20 protein-coding genes are annotated in these 20,529 nt (G+C 39.0%); 15 read left to right on the top strand and 5 right to left on the bottom strand.

The window, feature by feature from the left end; all coding sequences use genetic code 11:
- Positions 1-23 precede the first annotated feature (23 nt).
- Positions 24-824, bottom strand: a complete 801-nt coding sequence (locus EAH57_RS10230; protein WP_121929967.1) for a M23 family metallopeptidase — start codon at positions 822-824, stop codon at positions 24-26.
- A 263-nt stretch (positions 825-1,087) separates the two neighbouring features.
- On the opposite strand from EAH57_RS10230, the gene clpB reads away from it, so the two are divergent.
- Both clpB and EAH57_RS10220 read left to right on the top strand, forming a co-directional pair.
- Positions 1,088-3,667 carry an ATP-dependent chaperone ClpB gene (gene clpB, locus EAH57_RS10225; protein ID WP_121929966.1) on the top strand — a complete coding sequence of 860 codons (2,580 nt, stop codon included), beginning with the start codon at positions 1,088-1,090 and terminating at the stop codon, positions 3,665-3,667.
- Positions 3,668-3,834: 167 nt separating this feature from the next.
- Entirely contained in the window at positions 3,835-4,266 is a 432-nt protein-coding gene (locus EAH57_RS10220) for a hypothetical protein (protein WP_121929965.1), read from the top strand.
- Between the two features lie 13 nt (positions 4,267-4,279).
- Here EAH57_RS10220 and rlmKL read toward each other — a convergent pair whose 3' ends face one another.
- Positions 4,280-6,484 carry a bifunctional 23S rRNA (guanine(2069)-N(7))-methyltransferase RlmK/23S rRNA (guanine(2445)-N(2))-methyltransferase RlmL gene (rlmKL, locus tag EAH57_RS10215; RefSeq protein ID WP_121929964.1) on the bottom strand — a complete coding sequence of 735 codons (2,205 nt, stop codon included), beginning with the start codon at positions 6,482-6,484 and terminating at the stop codon, positions 4,280-4,282.
- Positions 6,485-6,761: 277 nt separating this feature from the next.
- Between rlmKL and EAH57_RS10210 the strand changes: the two genes are divergently transcribed.
- The 5 genes from EAH57_RS10210 to EAH57_RS10190 all read left to right on the top strand — a co-directional run bounded on the left by EAH57_RS10210 (position 6,762) and on the right by EAH57_RS10190 (position 11,149).
- Positions 6,762-7,136 (top strand): hypothetical protein, encoded by a 375-nt coding sequence (locus EAH57_RS10210; RefSeq protein WP_121929963.1) that lies wholly within the window; start codon positions 6,762-6,764, stop codon positions 7,134-7,136.
- Positions 7,137-7,256: 120 nt separating this feature from the next.
- Positions 7,257-8,273: an aspartate carbamoyltransferase catalytic subunit gene (locus EAH57_RS10205; RefSeq protein ID WP_004671676.1), complete on the top strand. Its 1,017-nt coding sequence runs from the start codon at positions 7,257-7,259 to the stop codon at positions 8,271-8,273.
- Between the two features lie 12 nt (positions 8,274-8,285).
- A complete protein-coding gene (locus tag EAH57_RS10200; RefSeq protein ID WP_121929962.1) occupies positions 8,286-9,518 on the top strand; it encodes a dihydroorotase in 1,233 nt (410 codons plus the stop codon).
- 203 nt (positions 9,519-9,721) lie between these two features.
- On the top strand, positions 9,722-10,291 hold the full coding sequence (locus EAH57_RS10195) for a hypothetical protein (RefSeq protein ID WP_121929961.1): 570 nt from the start codon (positions 9,722-9,724) through the stop codon (positions 10,289-10,291).
- 78 nt (positions 10,292-10,369) lie between these two features.
- Positions 10,370-11,149, top strand: a complete 780-nt coding sequence (locus EAH57_RS10190; RefSeq protein WP_121929960.1) for a Rossmann-like and DUF2520 domain-containing protein — start codon at positions 10,370-10,372, stop codon at positions 11,147-11,149.
- An 89-nt stretch (positions 11,150-11,238) separates the two neighbouring features.
- Here the strand turns inward: EAH57_RS10190 and EAH57_RS10185 are convergent, their stop codons facing one another.
- Both EAH57_RS10185 and EAH57_RS16145 read right to left on the bottom strand, forming a co-directional pair.
- The gene (locus EAH57_RS10185; protein WP_121929959.1) at positions 11,239-11,907 is read right to left on the bottom strand and encodes an isochorismatase family protein; all 669 of its coding nucleotides are present in this window, start codon (positions 11,905-11,907) and stop codon (positions 11,239-11,241) included.
- Between the two features lie 132 nt (positions 11,908-12,039).
- The gene (locus EAH57_RS16145; protein WP_228200044.1) at positions 12,040-12,540 is read right to left on the bottom strand and encodes a nuclear transport factor 2 family protein; all 501 of its coding nucleotides are present in this window, start codon (positions 12,538-12,540) and stop codon (positions 12,040-12,042) included.
- A 484-nt stretch (positions 12,541-13,024) separates the two neighbouring features.
- On the opposite strand from EAH57_RS16145, the gene EAH57_RS10175 reads away from it, so the two are divergent.
- The 8 genes from EAH57_RS10175 to EAH57_RS10140 all read left to right on the top strand — a co-directional run bounded on the left by EAH57_RS10175 (position 13,025) and on the right by EAH57_RS10140 (position 19,381).
- Positions 13,025-13,963 (top strand): LysR family transcriptional regulator, encoded by a 939-nt coding sequence (locus EAH57_RS10175; protein ID WP_121929957.1) that lies wholly within the window; start codon positions 13,025-13,027, stop codon positions 13,961-13,963.
- A gap of 452 nt (positions 13,964-14,415) precedes the next feature.
- On the top strand, positions 14,416-15,057 hold the full coding sequence (locus EAH57_RS10170) for a paraquat-inducible protein A (RefSeq protein WP_228200046.1): 642 nt from the start codon (positions 14,416-14,418) through the stop codon (positions 15,055-15,057).
- A complete protein-coding gene (locus EAH57_RS10165) occupies positions 15,054-15,860 on the top strand; it encodes a paraquat-inducible protein A (RefSeq protein ID WP_121929955.1) in 807 nt (268 codons plus the stop codon). Before EAH57_RS10170 ends, EAH57_RS10165 begins: the two co-directional genes overlap by 4 nt.
- A gap of 11 nt (positions 15,861-15,871) precedes the next feature.
- Positions 15,872-17,539 carry an intermembrane transport protein PqiB gene (locus EAH57_RS10160; protein WP_171407436.1) on the top strand — a complete coding sequence of 556 codons (1,668 nt, stop codon included), beginning with the start codon at positions 15,872-15,874 and terminating at the stop codon, positions 17,537-17,539.
- Positions 17,529-18,272 (top strand): PqiC family protein, encoded by a 744-nt coding sequence (locus tag EAH57_RS10155; RefSeq protein ID WP_121929953.1) that lies wholly within the window; start codon positions 17,529-17,531, stop codon positions 18,270-18,272. Before EAH57_RS10160 ends, EAH57_RS10155 begins: the two co-directional genes overlap by 11 nt.
- 285 nt (positions 18,273-18,557) lie before the next feature.
- Positions 18,558-18,773 carry a cold-shock protein gene (locus EAH57_RS10150; RefSeq protein ID WP_004671664.1) on the top strand — a complete coding sequence of 72 codons (216 nt, stop codon included), beginning with the start codon at positions 18,558-18,560 and terminating at the stop codon, positions 18,771-18,773.
- A gap of 115 nt (positions 18,774-18,888) precedes the next feature.
- Positions 18,889-19,116 (top strand): hypothetical protein, encoded by a 228-nt coding sequence (locus EAH57_RS10145; RefSeq protein WP_121929952.1) that lies wholly within the window; start codon positions 18,889-18,891, stop codon positions 19,114-19,116.
- A 67-nt stretch (positions 19,117-19,183) separates the two neighbouring features.
- Positions 19,184-19,381, top strand: coding sequence for a hypothetical protein (locus tag EAH57_RS10140; protein ID WP_121929951.1), 198 nt, complete (start codon positions 19,184-19,186; stop codon positions 19,379-19,381).
- A gap of 427 nt (positions 19,382-19,808) precedes the next feature.
- Here EAH57_RS10140 and trmB read toward each other — a convergent pair whose 3' ends face one another.
- Positions 19,809-20,528 carry a tRNA (guanosine(46)-N7)-methyltransferase TrmB gene (trmB, locus tag EAH57_RS10135; RefSeq protein WP_121929950.1) on the bottom strand — a complete coding sequence of 240 codons (720 nt, stop codon included), beginning with the start codon at positions 20,526-20,528 and terminating at the stop codon, positions 19,809-19,811.
- Position 20,529 lies beyond the last annotated feature (1 nt).

Raw genomic sequence — 20,529 nt, 5'->3', positions numbered from 1 at the left:
TTTATAGATCACTTTTTTTATTTTTATTTAAGAAATAATTGTGGGTCTACGCGTGCATTATTTAGACTCATTCCCCAATGTAAATGTGCACCTGTTACACGTCCTGTTTTCCCAACTAGACCGAGTAATTCACCTTGACGAATGGTTTGACCTTTTTCCACATCGATTTTACTGAGATGGCAGAACATACTAATGAGTCCCTGACCATGATCAATCAGTACAGTATTGCCATTAAAAAAATAATTGCCAGTTTGCACAACGATACCATCAGCAGGCGCAACAACTTTTTGTCCGACGGGAGCAGGGATATCTAAGCCCGAGTGTGGTGCACGCTCTTCACCATTGAAAAACCGTTTTCGTCCGAATGAGTTACTAAACTTACCTGTGGTAGGGACGATAAATTTGGGAAAGCTTTGCCATGTGCTTTGACTAAATGAGCTATAAACCGCATTTTGTTCTTTGGCTTCGCGCGCATAGCGTTCTAATTGGCTTGGATTTGGATTGACATGATCTTGATTTTTGACGGTTAAACGTTGTTCCGCGTATTTGTATGGCTTAATGTCAATTTGAATTGGCGAGTTATTGGTATTTAAGGTCAAAGTACCAATCTGTGCAGAAAGCGGAATCCCAAAAATAGCATAGCGTTGGCCATTTTCTTCGCTCAGCAACACAGGTTTTTGTTCATAATAAACTTGCGTGGTGTTTGCTGTTAGTGGAATAACTGCGATTCCGCCCGCCCGTCTTGAATCTTGTGGGAGTTGAGCGAAGGCAAAGTGAATTGGGAGTAGGCAAGCGGCTGCAAGGTAGATTTTTTTTAGAGACATAATGAACATTTTAATGAAAGTAAAAGACTTAAGCTAAAACGTTCGCCGCAAAATCACAATAAGGATTTTGTGTGAATCAGCACTGACAGAAAAACGATACAAAACAGACTTGAAAAAGAATACCAACACACCCATATTATCACTGAGTTTTATGTTTTTTTTATTTTTAAAATATTGAAAAATATATAATTTTTTATTTGAAATTTAAAAAAGCGTTCCCATCTAAGTGATAAGTTAAAAAATTGTTGTGAGGAATAACAAGAATGCGTTTTGAAAAATTTACAAACCGCTTACAGCAAGCACTCTCAGATGCACAATCATTGGCCATGGGTAAAGACCATACAGCAATCGCTGGGATCCATGTCCTAACGACTTTACTCGAAGAGCCAGCCAATTTGAGTTTGTTGCAACAAGCGGGTGCTCGTTTACCTGAGTTAAAGCAAAAGCTTGAGCAAGCAATACAAAATGCCCCGACTTTGGCAAATCCTACAGGTGATCTTAATCTCAACCCTGAAGCGGTAAAAGCGCTGAATTTGGCTGACCGCTATGCGCAAAAGGCAGGTGATGAATTTTTATCAACGGATTGGGTGCTGTTGGGTTTAGCGGAAACGGGCGAAACCAAAACCATTTTAAATAGTGTTGGTGTAACTCCAGAAAGTTTACGTAAAGTTATTGAAAATATTCGAGGAAGTGACAAGGTCATGAGTAATAATCACGAAGATCAACGTGACTCACTAAATAAATATACCATTGATTTAAATGAGCGTGCGTTAGCTGGAAAGTTAGACCCAGTGATTGGTCGTGATGATGAAATTCGCCGTACCATTCAAGTATTGTCGCGTCGTACCAAAAACAATCCTGTACTCATCGGTGAGCCTGGTGTGGGTAAAACAGCCATTGTTGAAGGTTTGGCACAACGTATCGTCAATGGTGAAGTCCCTGAAAGTTTAAAGAATAAGCGTGTGCTTTCTTTGGACTTGGGGTCATTGCTGGCAGGTGCAAAATACCGTGGTGAGTTTGAGGAGCGTCTCAAAGCTGTACTCAAAGACCTAGCGAAGCATGACGGTGAAATTATTTTATTCATCGACGAATTGCATACCTTGGTTGGTGCAGGTAAAGGCGATGGTGCTATGGATGCGGGGAATATGTTGAAACCTGCATTGGCACGTGGTGAATTACGTTGTGTTGGTGCGACCACTTTAGATGAATATCGTCAATTCATTGAAAAAGATGCTGCGCTGGAACGTCGTTTCCAAAAAGTGCTGGTTGATGAACCGAGTGTTGAAGATACCATTGCGATTTTACGTGGTTTGAAAGAGAAGTATGCCACCCATCACGGTGTGCAGATTTTAGACTCGGCGATTATTGCAGCCGCGAAAATGTCACATCGTTATATTACAGATCGTCAGTTGCCCGATAAAGCGATTGATTTGATTGATGAGGCTGCTTCACGGATCAAAATGGAGATCGACTCCAAACCTGAGGCTTTAGATAAACTTGATCGTCGTTTGATTCAATTGAAAATGCAATTGGAAGCAGTGAAAAAAGATCAAGATGCGGGAAGTAAAGCTGAAGTGAATCATCTTGAGCAGCAAATCGCTGAAAAGCAGAAAGAGTACAATGATCTAGAAGAGATTTGGAAAGCTGAAAAAACACTGGTTGAAGGTGATAAAAAAGCGCAAGTCGAATTAGATCAAGCTCGAATGGCGTTGGAAAAAGCCAAACGTGAAGGAGATTTGGCAGAAGCCGCACGTTTGCAATATGGTGTGATTCCAGAGTTACAGAAACGTTTGGAGCAAGCTGAAGTTGCTGAGGAAACAGAAGAACCGAAGTTGATTCGTACCAAAGTGACAGAAAATGAAATTGCTGAAGTGGTGAGTGCTGCAACGGGTATTCCTGTCTCCAAAATGCTGCAAGGTGAACGTGAAAAACTACTGAATATGGAATCGTTCTTACATAATCGTGTGGTTGGTCAAGATGAAGCGGTAGTGGCTGTATCCAATGCTGTTCGTCGTTCGCGTGCAGGGCTGTCTGATCCGAATCGTCCAAGTGGTTCGTTCTTGTTCCTTGGACCGACAGGTGTCGGTAAAACTGAGTTGACCAAAGCATTGGCAAACTTCTTGTTCGATAGTGATGATGCCATGATCCGTATTGATATGAGTGAATTCATGGAAAAACATTCAGTCAGTCGTTTAGTCGGTGCACCTCCGGGCTATGTCGGTTATGAAGAAGGTGGTGTGTTAACAGAAGCAGTGCGTCGTAAACCATATAGCGTGGTGTTATTTGACGAGGTTGAAAAAGCACATCCAGATGTTTTCAATATCTTATTGCAAGTCTTGGATGATGGCCGTTTAACTGACTCACAAGGTCGAGTCATCGATTTTAAAAATACGGTGATCGTAATGACCTCGAACTTAGGCTCGCAGGATGTACGCGAACTGGGTGAGGGAGCAACTGACGATGAGATGCGTGCTGTGGTGATGAGTGCAGTGAGTCAGCATTTCCGCCCAGAGTTTATTAACCGTATTGATGAATTGGTGATTTTCCATTCACTACAAAAATCGCAGATTCGTGGTATTGCAGATATTCAATTGGATCGCTTACGTTCACGCTTGAGTGATCGTGATATGGATTTAACTGTAGATGATACTGCTTTTGATCTGTTGATCGATGCTGGATTTGACCCAATCTATGGCGCACGTCCATTGAAACGAGCGATCCAGCAACAAGTGGAAAATAGTTTGGCTCAGAAAATTTTATCAGGTGAGTTCCAAGCAGGAGATAACATTTTGATCAAAGCTGAAAATGATCATCTTGTCTTTGATAAAATGAAATTGAGTTAAGTTAAAATTTTACAAATCAGTTAAAAGATGGTGATGAAAATCACCATCTTTTTTTGTTTTGGTGCAACTTATCTGATTTTTTAAGGAATGTTTACAATAACATTGCGACTTGATGAAAAACTTGCTAGTTTCAAAGCAAATAAGAAAAAGATTCAGGATGAATTGCAATGGAAAATAAGCGACATCATTACGCAAGTCTCTGTGTAATTTTGTGCATGATGGGTCTACCTTCAATCGGGTGGGCTGCTCAACCGATGTCAGAGGGAACGCTCGCACTGCAAACAGGGTTAGCAAATAATACTTTGCCGAATATTATTATCAAAGCCGAACAAGATGCGATGAAACCTGAGCAAGAACGTTGGAGAGTTCAACGTGCCTTAAGTGATCGCTATTTGCGTGAAGTCAGGATTAGTACATTACTCGATAGTGTGCTATCGTCGCATGAAGAGCAAAAGAAAACTAAAGTCACTGATCCGCGAGAGAAAAAGGAAGCAGGTGTAAAACCTCACTCAACCCCTTCTGATCGCTATATGGTTTACGAGTTTGATTCCAATGATAATGTTCATGGAACCGTCACCATTCATGTCAAAGAACAGTGACGGTAAGTATTATTTATACTGCAGGATGTTTGATTTTCCATGCGCGATGGATTTTCTGATTGCGTTTGAAATCTAAGCCGATAGTTTCAGATGTGATTTCTTCAATGTCATACATCGCCTCGATTTCTTCATCCAGTTCAAAACCACGATAGTTGTTAGAAAAATACAAAGTACCTTCAGTGGTTAGGCGGTTCATGGCACGCTTTAACAGCGAGAGATGATCGCGTTGTACATCAAATGTACCGTAAAACTTTTTCGAGTTAGAGAAGGTCGGTGGATCAATAAAGATCAAATCGTATTGTTCATGACCTTCTTTTAACCACTCAAAGCAATCGCTGGCAAAGAACATGTGCTGTTCATCTGCATGATCAACGGTTAAACCATTCAATACAAAGTTTTCTTTAGACCAGTTGAGGTAAGTATTAGATAAATCAACACTAGTGGTACTTGCCGCGCCGCCTAGAGCTGCATGTAAGCTTGCTGTTGAGGTATAGCTATACAGGTTTAGGAAGTGTTTACCACGTGCTTCTTTGGCAATTCTTAAACGCATTTGACGATGATCTAAGAACAAGCCTGTATCCAAATAATCGGTCAGATTCACCAAAATTCGTGCATTACCTTCTTGTACGATAAAACGTTTAGACGCGGTACTTTGCTTGCTGTATTGGGTCGTTCCCGCTTGTCTTGCACGTGTTTTGATGAAAATGGCATCACGATTTAGTCCTGTTACAGCGCGAATGGCTGCAAGCCCAAGATTAAAACGTTTTTTTGCTTTTTCAGGGTCGATGGTTTTAGGTGGTGCATATTCTTGTACATGTAATCTATCACCATACAAATCAACGGCAATATTAAAATCTGGTAAATCAGCATCATAAAGACGCAAGCAATAGATGTTTTCTTTGACGGCCCATTTTTTCAATGCTTGCATATTTTTTTGCAAACGATTGGTAAAGTCTTCGGCACCTTCAATCTTTTCAAATTGTAGCGGTTGCCAATTTGCTAAAAATGGTTGTGCAACGCTTGCTGGTTTGATCATACCAAAACGAATGTAAATCGGCAGCTTACCGTTCATCAAACGTAAAGTTTGCGGATCATTGATAGCAAGTACATCTGCTTGTTCAATTTGTGCCGCAATCACCGCAGCAGGCTGATTTGGGAAATTCTTTTGTAATAATCCAGATAAGCCTAAGTAGAATGAACGGCTAGAAGCTTTATCACCTAAGCGCTCACCATAAGGCGGATTTGTGACGATAAAGGCTTTCTTACCTTCAGCATGAAAATCATCCCAATCGGCTAAAGTACGTTCTTCGATTTGAATTTGATCAAGGACACTTTCAAAGCCTGCGGCAATGATATTTAGACGTGTCGCTTTGACTGCTTCCCAGTCTGCATCATAAGCATAGAGTTTTGGCAGTGGATGTGCCAAAGCCTTTTCATGGCGTTCCGTTGCTTCGTTTTTGATCGACATCCACAGTTCACGATCATGTCCATGCCAGCCATTAAAACCGAAACGACGAACCAAACCTGGTGCACGATCCGTTAAAATCATCAATGATTCAATAATAAATGTCCCTGAACCACACATGGGGTCAAGAATGATATCGGGTTGATATTGTAATAATTGTGCTTTTTGTAAAATCGCTGCAGCTAAGTTTTCTTTGATCGGTGCATCAGTCATAAAGTGACGGTAGCCACGTTTGTGCAAAGAATCGCCAGATAAATCGAGACAGAAGGTATGTTCAGTTTTCCCTGCTAAAACATAAAGCGTAATTTCAGGCTGCTTAATGTCAATACTTGGGCGTTTCCCGACGGCTTCCATAAAGGAATCCACCACGCCATCTTTGACACGTAAAGTCGCAAATTGCGTATTGACCTTAATATCTCGTTCAACATGCAGACGCACCGCGAAGGTACTTTGTGGTGCAAAAATTAAAGACCAATCAAAGCTAATCGCACCTTCAAAGAGTTCTTCTGCCACATCGCGCGCATCGTGAGTAAATTCAAGCTCATGTTTATGAATCGGTAACAATACACGAGAGGCTAGGCGAGACCACATGCAAATACGATAAGCCTGCTCGAGTGTACCTTGGAAAATTAAACGTCCAGCAAAACGTTGGATGTCTTGAACACCTAAACTTTCCAGTTCTTGTTGAAGTAGGGTTTCAAGTCCATCCGCACAGGTTACCCAGTAGCTTGTAAGACGTTGTGTTGAATTCATTCAAATTTCCAAAAGCGATTTTAGCAATCGCATATTTTAACTGATTTTTATCGGTTCTGTCGGTGCATATTTGTGTGATTGTCAGCTTTATCATCGATTAAAAGCTATTTTTTGAATTTTGCCTCACGAGGATGCTTTAGGCGATCGATTTCATATTTATACAATATTTTAATTGTTGGTACATATTTTGCTAATTAATTTGAAGATCATCAGCGACTTATTTTTCTGAAAGCTGATGAAATTTAAGCAGTTTAATAGGGAACTTGTGGGGGGATCTATGAAAGAGAATGTAAATAATGACGTGTTGGTCAATGCTGAAGCTTTTACGATTGCAACTCAAATGTATGTTCGTTTGAGACGTGTATCGAGTCGCGTGATAGATGTGATGTATCTGGTCAGCAACAAAGCGTATGCCAAACATATTGTTGTTATCGCTTTGGCAACTCAAGATGCTGAATTGGAACGCTATGTTGCTCGGTTAATTCCACTTATAGATTTATATCCTGAACCAAAAGCTGTTGTGGTGGCAGAGCAGAGAGATAGCTTCGAAAATGAGCGGGTTGAGGCTTTGAATGTCTATTCTAGTGAGGTGACTGCTGAGGAAATCTATCAGGCTCAGGTTTCACATCACTATATTGGTGCATTGAGATAGATAGAATTTATTGCAACTCCCTAATTAATGGCAACATAAGGGTGAAAAGTTGTTCTGCTAAAACCCAAGAATTGGGCTACACTATGCAAGTTTTGGTGATTCGACCCATAGGAATCCTTTATGCATATTGCAGCCCTGCATCAACCAAGTCAGGTTCAATTGAATCAACAAGGAAATTTAAAGCATTTTTTAACCATTGAGGGTCTTTCCAAGGAAAGCCTGACCAAAATTCTAGATACAGCGCAAAGCTTTTTAGATGACAATAATAATTTGATCAACCGTCCGTTATTAGAAGGGCTGACGGTGATGAATCTTTTCTTTGAAAATTCGACTCGTACGCGTACTACTTTTGAAGCCGCAGCAAAACGTTTGTCTGCCAATGTTTTGAATATTGATATTGCACGTTCAAGCACCTCAAAAGGTGAAACTCTTCGTGACACGCTTTGGAACTTAGAAGCGATGGCTGCGGACATTTTTGTGGTACGTCATTCGTCTTCGGGTGCGGCGCATTTTATTGCCAAAGATGTTTGCCCAAATGTCGCTATTATCAATGCGGGTGATGGTCGTCATGCACACCCGACTCAAGCGATGTTGGATATGTTGACCATTCGCCGTGAGACTAAAAAGCCTTTTGATCAGTTGAGTGTGGCGATTATTGGTGATATTAAGCATTCTCGTGTGGCACGTTCTAATGTTGCAGCATTGCAAACTTTAGGGTGTAAAGATATCCGTGTAATTGCACCGAATACATTATTGCCTGTCGCTTTTAACGAATATGGTGAACATGTACGTTTATTTAACCAAATGAATGCTGGTGTTACCGATTGTGATGTGATCATCGCATTGCGTATTCAAAATGAACGTATTGATTCACCAGCGCTAGCTTCGCAATCTGAATTTTACAAAATGTACGGTCTAAATAAAGAACGCCTTGCTTTGGCCAAACCCGATTGTATCGTGATGCATCCGGGGCCTATGAATCGAGGTGTTGAAATTGATTCTAGCGTTGCTGATGGTGATCAATCCGTGATCCTGAAACAAGTGACCAATGGTATTGCGGTTCGTATGGCGGTGCTTGCACTAGCGATGCAAGGGCAGTTACAAGAACAAGGTTTGATTGAAGCGATTTCACTGTAAGGGATAGATCACATGAGTATTGTAAAAATTGAAAATGTCCGTGTGCTCGATCCAATTCAAAAAACTGATCAAGTCAAAACGGTTTATATCGAAAACGGTAAATTGGTTGATGCGGTTGAACAGGTCGATGAAACCATAAATGGCCAGAATAAATGGCTGATGCCAACTATGGTGGATCTATGCGCCCGTCTACGTGAACCGGGGCAACAACAACACGGAACATTAAAGTCCGAGGGGAAAGCCGCACGTGCCAATGGTATTTTGCATGTCATTACACCACCAGATTCAAAACCGATCGTCCAAGATAACGGTGCTTTGATTCATGGCTTGATTGAAAAAGCACAACTCGATGGCGGTATTTATTTACAAATCATTGGCGCACAAACCCAAGGTCTCAATGGCAAACAACCTGCCAATATGGCTGGGTTAAAAAAGGGTGGTTGTACGGCTGTTTCTAATGCCAATGCGGCCTTTGAAAATGATGATGTGGTTATTCGCACATTAGAATATGCAGCAGGTTTAGGGTTAACTGTTGTCTTTTACGCTGAAGAGCCTCAAATCGCCAAAGATGGTTGTGTTCACGAAGGGTTCATTGCATCGCGTCAAGGCTTGCCAATGATTCCTGCAATCGCAGAAACAGTTGCAATCGCTAAATATCTTTTAATGATCGAAGCAACAGGTGTAAAAGCACATTTTGGTCTATTGTCTTGTGGCGCATCTGTTGAATTGATTCGTGCAGCAAAAGCCAAAGGCTTACCTGTGACGGCTGATGTTGCCATGCATCAATTGCATTTAACTGAACAACTGATTGATGGTTTTAACTCACTGGCGCATGTACGTCCACCTTTGCGCTCTGAACAAGATAAGTTGTTATTGCGTCAAGCGGTTAAAGAAGGGGTGATTGATGCGATTTGTACTCATCACGAACCATTAAGTAGCTCAGCAAAAATAGCGCCATTTGAGGAAACTCAATCAGGTATTACTGCTTTCGATACCTATGTTGGATTGGGTGTGCAACTTATTCAAGAAGGTGTATTTGAGCCTTTGGAATGGGTAGAAAAAGTCACTTCGATTCCTGCACAAGTTGCCAATATAACAGACCGTTGGCAGCAAGAAGCAGGATGGGTGTTGGTCGATCCTGAGTTACAGTGGACTGTTTCTAAGGATACGATTCTCTCGCAAGGGAAAAACACTCCATTACTTGGACAGCAGTTGACAGGTAAAGTTGTCGCTACATTTGCATAAGCATAAGTCATCCTGAGCAGGGTAAGCCTTTTAGTGGGCTTGCTCTGCTGTCTAAGAATTGATGTATATATATTGTATTTAAATTTTTAAAAATAGATAAAAAACATAAAAACTATATTAAAGTAACCAGATGAAATGAGATTTGTTTTGCATAAAATTATAAAAAAGAGATGTAAATCATTTGAATTGTTGGAGCTAATACAATGCCTATAAATCCAATGGAGTTACTTAAACAGAAAGTTTCATCGGTTATCGTGAATGATCAAACCTGCTTGGTAAATGAAAAAAATGATGTTTTATCAAGATTTTATCCAATTCTTTTGTCTCGATTTTTGCTTAAGCCAGAACTTGTTGATCAACTAAAAGAACAACTTACCCCTTCAGTTTTTGATCTATTTGAAAAAAATGACCAAGTAAAAAATGCACTACTTTTACGATTAGCTGCAGGCAGAGTTCCTGCGAGTGAAGTTGAAAAAACTTTAAATAGGGCCATTCCTAAAAGTCTAGCAGTACTTTCAAATGAGGTAGGCAATGATACGATGAGTATTATTTACTATCTTAGAGAGCACAAGGAATCAATTTATGCACTATTGCCCAACTGGATCAATGAAGTTTTATCCTTGGATCAGCCTGCGGTAAAAGCTCGTTTAGTACCTCCTATTTTATCCCTACCTGTTGTGCCTCAAGAGACCAAGCAGCACAAAGCTTTTCCATTTTTTGCCTTAATATTTGCTAGTTTTTCATTATTATGGCTCTATCAGATAAGTAAATAGCCATCATTGTGATTGTGGATTGATTTACGTATTTTTTATTGGCATGCTTCGGTCAGGCAATCATTTTAGATCGAGTTTATGCGAATCACATTTGTCGGTGCAGGACGAGTCGCCACACATTTAGCAAAGGCATTTCAATCACAGCATCAAATTGTTCAAGTTTTTAGTCGCAATTTACATCACGCCCAACGATTAGCAGCACAGGTCAATGCCCAAGCGATTGATGGTGTAGATCAACTCAATCCGCAAACAGACTTAGTGGTTGTTGCTGTTAGTGATCTCGTGATACCTGATGTTGTAGAAGCTATTGCAATATTTTTGCCGCAATGTCTTATCGTGCATACTTCGGGAAGTACAAATTTATCTGTTGTCGCGCAGAAGCAGCAACGTGCTGGGGTTTTCTATCCATTACAGACCTTTAGTTTTGAACGGGAAGTGGGTTGGTTGGAAACCCCACTTTTTGTAGAAGCTGTAACGCATGAAGATTTACTTTTGCTCACCACCTTAGCAAATAGCCTAAGTAATCGAGTCTATCAATATAATTCACAACAGCGTCAAACCTTACACTTGGCTGCGGTGTTTGCATGTAATTTTAGTAATTATTGTTATGATATGGCACAACAAGTTGTAGATGCAGAACACGTTGATTTCAGTTTACTATTTCCATTGATCTTGGAAACAGCGAATAAAGCAACCCGTACTAACCCAAAGAAAATGCAAACAGGGCCAGCAATGCGGGGCGATCAAAATATTTTAAAGATGCATCAAGGATTATTGGCCCAATCTCATCGGCCAGATTTGGAAGAAGTATATAGATTGATGAGTGATGGCATTTATAAACGCCATCACTCGGATTGATTAATGCTCAAAGCATGATAATGGCATTAGATTAAAAAACCCAAATTCAATATTTGAATTTGGGTTGAATAAAAATTATAGTCTTGATCTTATTGATACTTGTCTAGATTTGTTTCTGGACCATCTTTAGCTACAGCCTGCGCCTTTGCGAAACTCTCCATCAAACATTTATACTCAGGACATACATGATCAGCAAGAATTTCAGCAAAACGTGAACCTTCTGGACGATTCCAAGTACGCATTAACTCAGCAACAATCGCAAATGTATCAGTTGGAATAGCCCCAGCTTGCGTTACTCGAGCAATAGTTGTATCTGTCGCCATTTTACTCCAGTTTCCTGACGCATCAACAACACAATACACTGTGTAACCTTCTAGACGAGCGCTGACTGCAGGAAATGCCATACATACACTTGTAAGAGTTCCAGCAATAATTAGTGTTTTTCTGCCAGTTTTTTTAACTTCCTCTACAAATAATGGATTATCCCAAGTATTAATTTGCCCAGTACGTGGTACGTAAACAGCATGAGGGGCATGCTGATGGATTTCAGGTATTAAAGGGCCATTAGGACCGTCTGGTACAGATGCTGTTGTAATTACTGGTATATCTAACAGCGTTGCTGTTTTTGCAATTGCAATAACATAGTTACGTAAGTCTGGAACTGGTACATCTCGAACGGTATTAAACAATCCGCTTTGATGATCTATAAGTAAGATAACTGAATCATTAGGATCCAACATTCCATTAGTCGCTGCCATGAATAACACCTTTAGAGTTTATACTTACGTAGTCATAACGAAAGTTTCTGAGTTTATAGAATTTAAAAAGCATGAATAATCAACAATATTTTTTAAGCATATGTTTTTATTCACTATTTGCCTTGTGATGATTTAGCCTACTGATCTTTCATGAGAATTATTTTTTATTGTCCATTTTCCACTGCTTCTAAATGAACGTGCTGAGGCATACGTATCTTCCATAAATTGGAAGTATGTAATAAGACCATTTTGTACTTTAGCTAAAATAGAGAACGGTGATGTAAATTGGTGACCTACCTCAACAGAGGTGTAGGTAAATGAACCAAATACGGCTACTGTTTCATTCTCTGAAATTAAATCTGTTATTTGAAAATCATCAACATTCCAATAAGTGCCTACATTGGAGAACGTATCAATATAGACTTGGCGCCCTTTACTGGTTCCTGCCCATGGTTCAATTTGTTTCAATTCTGGGTTGTCAAAACTTAGAGAGATATAAGTAGCATTAATATCAACTAAGGCTTCAGATACTTCAATAATAGTATCTTTTCCAGTATTGGCTAAAAATGCAGTAACTACATCTTTAGGTTTTTTTGTGTCTTTTGCGATTTGTATTAACTCTTTTGAGTTCATCAGGTAAAGCCTTTTGCAAAAATAAAGATTTTGAATTCTTATGCACTATAAATAATTAAACTTTATATTGCATTTTTAAATCTTAAATGAATTCATTATAAGATGTTTGAGTGATAATCTATTAAGTTTTTCATATTTAACAAATATATGCGATGGTAATATTAATAGAAAGCATTTTTTGAATGCTAAATAAACATTTTAAATTTATCATGTTTTTATTTCTTATTGGTTTCAATTAAGAGAACTCTTGTTTTCTAATTTTGAAACATGGCATATGAGAGGTTTTATTTGATTATTCACTTAAATAGTTGTGTACAACGCATACTGTCTGCTTATTTGGTATTTGACATGTTTTCAGTGGATTTTTTATGTTATTGATTCTTTTACAATATAAATTAATTTATTGTTTAAATTTATGACCTAAATTATCATTAATAAAATAGCAGCATATTTACGCTAATTTAATTTTAGGTTGTTGATATTTATGAATAAGTTTGTTGATATGACAACTTTTGTTACTGTTGCAGATGTTCAAAGTATTTCTGAAGCTGCACAACGATTGGGCACCACAAAGTCAGTAGTGAGTAAGCGTATAAGTCTATTAGAAACACGTTTAAATACTCAATTGTTTGAGCGTGGCCGACAATTAAAAATTACTCAGTCCGGTAGTATTTTTTATGAGCGGTGTATTAATATTCTTGCAGACTTAGAACTTGCAGAGATTGAGGTGATGATAGTGAAAAGTCATGTGAAAGGTCGTTTACGCCTTTCTGTACCCATGGCTTTTACTGAGAGTTATTTAGCACCTATACTTGCTAAATTCATCTATCAATATCCTGAATTGGAATTAGATATAGAAGCAACAGACAATTTTGTAAATTTGAATAATGAAAATTATGATGTGGCTATACGTTTAGGGCGATTATCAGAATCTTCATTGATTGCAAAAAAGATTTCTGTAAATAATCATGTGCTTTGTGCAAATTCTAAATATCTTAAACAATTCGGAATACCAGAAAATCCAAATGATTTGCAGAATCATGATGGTTTACTTTACGTTCTAAGAGAACCTAATGGTATGCTACAGTTGCCAGTAAATGAACATTTGCAGTCTTTTAGAATTCGAAACCGAATGCGTACTAATAGTGGTCATCAATTGTTAGCTGCAGCTTTAGAGGGTTTGGGCATTACAATTTTGCCCACATTTATTGCGGCAGAGTATATTGAATCTGGTTCTTTATCTATTGTGTTACCCCAATACTCTCCTATAGGTGGTGATATATCTGTAGTTTATAAGCAAAGTTATCGTAATTCGAATAAAATTATGGTTCTTGTAGACTATCTTCGAGAAGCAATAGGAGATCCACCAGTTTGGGATCAACGTATAATGAGTCATTTGGAAAGTACTGGGCAACATTATTAAGAGTGCATTAACTTCAAGTGATTATTTACATACAGTATTGTCTTAACTTGTTTTAATTATTTTTGTAATGATAAGAATTGGGTAAATATTTGGTAGAGTTTTTCCAGTTATGGGATTCCTTATATTTGCTATAAAAACTTATTGAACACAATATTTTCCCTATAGGTAAATAGGAGCTAAGATAGATTGATTAAGTGAATAGTCACCAAAATTCTAGACACATAACCATTTTTTGATAGGCCTTTTCATAATCTAATGGAGAACGTTGACCATATTTCATTAGATGAATTGTTTATATAAAACCAACAGGATATCATCAAAAAAGTATCACAATTTATCTGTATACATCTCAGTAAAATATAGCAAAATGAGCTTCAGTCTAAAAAAAATTTATAAAATGGTGTTTATGTTCTATGAGCGAGCCTTCCTCCTTTCTTCCAGTTTCTGCGCCTATGAATCAACAAGTGTTAATTCAAAATGGTGATATTTCACCGCAAATACTGGTTGCCTGTGAGGAATGTGACACGGTATATCATCGAATTCAGCTGACACAAGGTGAACGCGCTTATTGTCTTTGCTGTGGTGCTGAGCTTTATCGGCAAAGCAAACCGTTTAGTGTTTTACTGGCAATGGTAACAACAGCATTGATCGTATTTGTGATTGCCAATAGTTTTCCTATTGTTAAGGTGGAATTGCAGGGTAACGATTCCCAGACGACTTTACTTGGTGCGGCATGGGCCATGTTTCATGCAGGGCAAGGGCCAGTAGGTGTTCTGATTCTCATCACAACTTTTGTAGTGCCTTTACTGGATCTGCTATTGCTGCTCTATGTACTTTCATCCGTTCATTTTTTTAAAGTTCGGCCCCGTTATTTAGTTGCAGCATTGCGTACCTTGTTTTTATTTAGAACATGGGGAATGGTTGAAGTATTTTTGATTGGCGTATTGGTGACCTTAGTTAAACTGGTCGGTATGGTCGTGGTGATTCCCGGTGTTGCACTGTGGGGGTTCGCCATACTGAGTATATTACTGGTTTATATTGCTTCAGTGAAAGTTAAGGATCTATGGGACGAGATCGACAGGACACTTCCATGAAAACAGATCCGTCTCAGCGCAATTTTTCAGAATATTCTTCTGAAGCAGCCACTGGTAATCCGCTGCAATATCCAAGAGCCAAAGATTTGTCTTTGGTGCTTTGTCATTGCTGTGGAACGCTCAATAAATGGGTTGCAGGGGCTGAAGAAAAACACGCTTCACATTGCTTGAAATGTCATAGTGTGCTGCATCAACGAAAACCAAAGAGTTTAGACAGAACCCTCGCTTTGGTGATTGCTGCGAGTATTTTATATATTCCAGCCAATGTTCTTCCTATGACCGTAACGGATTCTCTGTTAGGGATGCAGCAAGATACGATCATAAGTGGTGTGATCTATTTTTGGCAGAATGGGGATTATCTGGTCTCTACTGTTATTTTTATGGCCAGTATTTTTATTCCCATGTTAAAACTTTTGATTTTGTGTTTTCTATTGATTGTTGTAAAACTGCAGTCTTCTGAGCGATTGCACTTTTCACCCGAGCATTGCTCAATGCTTTATCGAATTGTTGAGTTTATCGGTCGATGGTCGATGATTGATGTTTTTGTGGTGGCTTTATTGACAGCCCTTATTCAGATTCAGTCACTGGCAACTATTCTCGCTGGGCCGGGCGCAGTTGCTTTTGGTGCAGTTGTGGTTTTAACCATGTTTGCTTCACTTAGTTTTGATCCGCGTATTATTTGGGATAATTATTCTGCTACCCAGAGTACGCGCAACAAAAATGGGCTTTCCCTGCAAGGCTCAGACGTGATTCAAGTGGATCATCCTCCTTTGAATCATGATTTATCTAATTCCAGCCAATAAAACAATGATGGGTGTGTATGTCTGAAAATAAAACGAACAACGAAAGCTCAGATCATCAGGATCCTAATGCTGTACAGGAAACGCATCAGGTTTTGCCTGAGCCTGAGAAAAATAAAGGACGATGGCGGCCATCGCTGATCTGGCTGGTTCCATTTGTCGCACTTCTGATTGGTCTGTCGTTGGCAGTCAAAGCGGTATTAGATACTGGTCCGACCATTAATGTTTCCTTTAGAACTGCTGAAGGCTTGGTTGCAGGGAAGACGACAGTTCGTTTTAAACAAGTAGACATCGGTCTTGTTCGTCAGATTGACCTTGCAGATGATCGTTCACATGTCATTGCAAAAATTGAACTGCGTAAGGATGCCAGTAATTTTGCTGCAAAAGACTCACGATTCTGGGTGGTTCGTCCCCGAATAGGTACGAGTGGTGTTTCAGGAATTGATACTTTATTGTCGGGTGCTTATATTGAGGTTGATGGTGGTAAGGCAGAACAAAAGCAGGACGAATTTACTGGTCTGGAGGTACCGCCAGTCATCTCATCTGATGTACCGGGTAAAATCTTTTTTCTAAAAGCCAATAATTTAGGTTCACTGGATATTGGTTCTCCTATTTATTATCGTCAGATCAATGTGGGGCAAATCACCGCTTATCAGTTGGCCAAAGATGGTAAGAGTGTGGAGCTACAAACTTTTATTCAAGCACCCTATGATAAGTTCGTGACGACAGATGCACGTTTCTGGCAGGCTAGTGGTGTTGATGTAAGCTTAAGTGCATCAGGATTTAAGCTGGATACACAATCACTGGTAAGTATTATCGCTGGCGGAATTGCCTTTGGTTATCCTGAAAATTCACATGCTGCCGCTGCTGCTGATCAAAGTCGTTTTAATTTATGGGATTCTCGTACTGAAGCATTGAAAGAGCCAGATGGAAAATCCCATCGCATCATCATGTATTTTGATCAGTCTCTACGTGGTTTGTCGGCAGGCGCGCCGATTGACTTTATGGGTATTGAAATTGGAAATATACAGTCGATTAATGCTGAGTTTAATGCAAATTATACTCAGATCCGTATGCGGGCTGAGGGGGTGATTTATCCATCTCGTTTAGCCAATGGTAAAGAACTCGATCCTGACGGTGTAATTTTTAAACGCTTCATCGAAAGGGGGTGGCGTGCTCAGATGCGTACAGGAAATCTACTGACAGGGCAGAACTATATCGCCTTTGATTTATTCCCTAAAGCAAAACCAGCAAACTTAATCATCAGATCAAACGGTGTGATTGAGGTGCCAACAACACCAACGGAGTTGAAAGGTTTACAAGCACAAGTATCACAAATTGCGGATAAACTGAATAAATTCCCATTGGTGGAAATTGGGCAGGATGTCCGTAAAACACTCGATAATATGAATTCAGCGATTAGCTCTACAGATAAATTAGTGAAGCAGTTGGATGGTAAAGTTGCGCCAGGACTACAGGCGACATTGGATGATGTACGTCAGACCATGCGCTCTACTGAAACCATTTTATCGAGTGACGCACCTATGCAACAGGATGTACGTCGTGCTTTACAGCAAATGACACGTGCTGCTGCATCTTTACAGTTAATGGCAGACTATATTGAACAACACCCAGAATCACTCATTCGTGGGAAAACGCCTGAGGTTAAGAATGATAAATAAAAAAAATAGCTCACATTTTTTGTCCTATTTTCCGCAGTTTAGTAGAGCAAGTTGCGGCCTGCTACTGACAGTTGTAGGTTTATCTGGATGTTCCAGTTCTCCTACACCAAACTACTATAGCTTGACCCCAACAGTTAAACCGTTGGTGAGTTCAAATGTACGGGTGATTGAAGTACTGCCTGTGGGATTGCCAGACCGTTTAAACAGGGCACCAATGGTCTTGCAGGACAGCAATGGTAAATCTCATATATTGGGCAATGAACGCTGGACTTCCACTTTGGGGGCTGAACTACGGGATGGGTTATCTGCGGGGCTACAACAGAAATTGGGTGCTGTGGATCGTTATAGCAGTGGTATGACGGGTGGCAAAGTATCCTATCGTATTGCAACAGATTTTTCCCGTTTCGATATTCTTGAACGCTCCAACACGCGTTCTTTAATGGGCGCGATGAGTCAGGATATTGAGGTGGCTGTGGCTTGGATTATTAAACGTGATGATCCCGCAAGACCGTTGAATCAACCAACAGGCGTACAGAATACTGTTGTGCCTAACCGTCAGCTTAGTTGTCGAATGGCATTTACCAATTCTGTCCGTACGGATGGCAATAAAATTGTTGATATTGTCAATGTTTCAAAGCAGTCACTGAGTCAGGTTGTCGAAGCAATTGCAGCCTCTGTCATTGCTACAGAAGCCAATACACCTGTCGTGATGGAAAGCGTTACCTGTGCTTAAGTTTAAACTATTTATTTGGGGGGTATCATTCATGGAAAAGCCGAGCCATTTTTCTACGATTGCCGTTACTTTTATAAGAAAAGTAAATATATATATCAGAAAACTTGATTATTTTCATTTTTAGTGTATAGTTAACTTAACTAGAAAAAAGTTTTGTTTCGGTAAATCTTCTTTAAGTATCGCAGTTTTAGTAATAATCCTTCGTTTTTTCAGATTTTAAGTTTCATTATTTATTATTTTCAAAGTTAAACTCAATAAATTATTAAAAAATTAATAGGATATATTATGTCAAACTCAAATGTTGTTAAAGGTACTGTAAAGTGGTTCAACGAGACTAAAGGCTTTGGTTTCATTCAACAAGAATCTGGTCCAGATGTTTTTGCTCATTTTAGCGAAATTTCTAGTTCTGGTTTCAAAACCTTACTTGAAGGCCAAATGGTTGAATTTAGTGTAGCTCAAGGTCAAAAAGGACCGAATGCTGTAAATATTATTGCTATCTAAGCAGTAACAAGCATTGATAAAAAAAAGTACTATTAATTAGTACTTTTTTATGATTCAAAATTTAATTTCAAAGTTGTTTTTCTGATCTGAAAAACCTAAAATAATAGGCTGTAAATTGTTAAAAATAAATGATTTAATCGCAAAATCTCCTAATGGTACAGAAATTATAGTATCGTTAATTCCAGTCAATAAGATGCAAAATACACGTCAAGGTTTAAAAACAATTGAAGTGGGCAAAAAAGTTCTTCTTCAGTCTGGCGTTGAAGTTGATTTGAACCTAGATGGTCGTACTTTTTACACCTCATTGAATAAATTATTTAAGTTAAACCATAGAGTTGCTTAAACAGAGTTGTAGATTCTGAGTAATTAAATCAATTATTTATCTCTTATAATTTTATCAAGGTATATTAATGCTTAAACAAAGTATCAGTGTAATAGATCAATTTGGTGTTAAGCACTTTATTCAGGCTACAGTTAATAATAATTTTGAAAATACGCAATCATTTTCAAATATAAAACATATTACAGTTGATGATGAAGATATTCGTCCTGGGTTTGAAATGTATTTTCAAAGTATCTTAAGTGGAAAGATTTTCGAAATTCTGTAAACAGCTCGAAACTTCATCAGGATCGTGTGGGGCGGCAAGAGTTGGTCCTAGTTACCATATACGAAAAGCCCCCATATTTTGTGTTAGGGCTTTTTATCCTTAGTAGCTGACTTTGTTGCATAAACCTGACTTGAGGTACAACATTGCAGTATGAAGAAGCCGTACCCTCAGTCATTTTTTTAATTCTTAGAATGCTTATTTGGCTATCCCCCTAAAAATAAAAGGATCTAAAAGTAGATTATCACAGTGTGAATCTACTAAAGCCCCAAAAATAATTCGACTTGTGGCTATTTTGAGACTAAAAAAGTTTAGTACTTATTGGAATATCTTGGATACTTTTGGAAAAATAAATAGCATTAAATAAATGATATTTAATGCTATTAAGTTGTTTTTTAGATTGTATTGGAAAAGATCAGAAGTGTTTGGATTATGATTTTATTTTCTTAAAAATAAAATCATTGATCTTATGACCAGATTCAATCCCACGACGTTCAAACTTGGTCACTGGACGCCATTCAGGGCGAGGATAGCTATTGCCTTTACCCCCTAGGTTTTCCAAATCTGGACGATTATCTAAAACATCAAGCATCCATTCAGCATACGGTTCCCAGTCAGTCGCGGCGTGGAAAGTACCACCCAGTACTAACTTTTGTTCAACCAATTGCATACGCTCATGAATCACGAAACGACGTTTGAAATGGCGCTTCTTTTGCCAAGGATCAGGGAAGTAAAGTTGTATGCAGTCGATACTGTTGTCAGGCATTTCACGCAGTACTTGAATTGCATCAGCATCAAGCACAAATAGATTTTTAAGACCCGCCATGCCTGCTTCAAATACACATTGAGCAATACCGGGAATGTGTACTTCAATTCCGATGAAATTACGTTCAGGATTGGCTTTTGCCATAAGAACCAAAGAACGTCCCATGCCGAAACCGATTTCTACGGTTAATGGGCGTTCAGGATGTTCAAAATGCTGGCGTAAATCACCAACAGGATATTCCAAAATTAAATCACGATAATCTTCCAACGCAGTACGTTGTGAAGTGTTGAGCGGAGCTGAACGACGCATAAACGTCACAATTTCGCGGTGCTCAGACAAATTTTCGAGTTCCGTAATTTGCGTTTCTAACTGATCGTTTGACATG

Source organism: Acinetobacter sp. 2JN-4 (assembly GCF_003687745.1).
Lineage (GTDB): Bacteria > Pseudomonadota > Gammaproteobacteria > Pseudomonadales > Moraxellaceae > Acinetobacter > Acinetobacter halotolerans.
Note: the sequence above shows the minus strand (reverse complement) of the source record. Positions and strands in the feature narration are given on the sequence as shown.

Bases quoted from the DNA above. Each gene is read 5' to 3' on its own strand.
- rlmKL (WP_121929964.1), bottom strand. From the start codon at position 6,484: ATGAATTCAACACAACGTCTTACAAGCTACTGGGTAACCTGTGCGGAT.
- EAH57_RS10150 (WP_004671664.1), top strand. From the start codon at position 18,558: ATGTCAAACTCAAATGTTGTTAAAGGTACTGTAAAGTGGTTCAACGAG.
- EAH57_RS16145 (WP_228200044.1), bottom strand. From the start codon at position 12,540: ATGAACTCAAAAGAGTTAATACAAATCGCAAAAGACACAAAAAAACCT.
- clpB (WP_121929966.1), top strand. From the start codon at position 1,088: ATGCGTTTTGAAAAATTTACAAACCGCTTACAGCAAGCACTCTCAGAT.
- EAH57_RS10200 (WP_121929962.1), top strand. From the start codon at position 8,286: ATGAGTATTGTAAAAATTGAAAATGTCCGTGTGCTCGATCCAATTCAA.
- EAH57_RS10220 (WP_121929965.1), top strand. From the start codon at position 3,835: ATGGAAAATAAGCGACATCATTACGCAAGTCTCTGTGTAATTTTGTGC.
- EAH57_RS10155 (WP_121929953.1), top strand. From the start codon at position 17,529: ATGATAAATAAAAAAAATAGCTCACATTTTTTGTCCTATTTTCCGCAG.
- EAH57_RS10230 (WP_121929967.1), bottom strand. From the start codon at position 824: ATGTCTCTAAAAAAAATCTACCTTGCAGCCGCTTGCCTACTCCCAATT.
- trmB (WP_121929950.1), bottom strand. From the start codon at position 20,528: ATGTCAAACGATCAGTTAGAAACGCAAATTACGGAACTCGAAAATTTG.
- EAH57_RS10165 (WP_121929955.1), top strand. From the start codon at position 15,054: ATGAAAACAGATCCGTCTCAGCGCAATTTTTCAGAATATTCTTCTGAA.
- EAH57_RS10190 (WP_121929960.1), top strand. From the start codon at position 10,370: ATGCGAATCACATTTGTCGGTGCAGGACGAGTCGCCACACATTTAGCA.
- EAH57_RS10210 (WP_121929963.1), top strand. From the start codon at position 6,762: ATGAAAGAGAATGTAAATAATGACGTGTTGGTCAATGCTGAAGCTTTT.
- EAH57_RS10195 (WP_121929961.1), top strand. From the start codon at position 9,722: ATGCCTATAAATCCAATGGAGTTACTTAAACAGAAAGTTTCATCGGTT.
- EAH57_RS10205 (WP_004671676.1), top strand. From the start codon at position 7,257: ATGCATATTGCAGCCCTGCATCAACCAAGTCAGGTTCAATTGAATCAA.
- EAH57_RS10175 (WP_121929957.1), top strand. From the start codon at position 13,025: ATGAATAAGTTTGTTGATATGACAACTTTTGTTACTGTTGCAGATGTT.
- EAH57_RS10170 (WP_228200046.1), top strand. From the start codon at position 14,416: ATGAATCAACAAGTGTTAATTCAAAATGGTGATATTTCACCGCAAATA.
- EAH57_RS10185 (WP_121929959.1), bottom strand. From the start codon at position 11,907: ATGGCAGCGACTAATGGAATGTTGGATCCTAATGATTCAGTTATCTTA.
- EAH57_RS10140 (WP_121929951.1), top strand. From the start codon at position 19,184: ATGCTTAAACAAAGTATCAGTGTAATAGATCAATTTGGTGTTAAGCAC.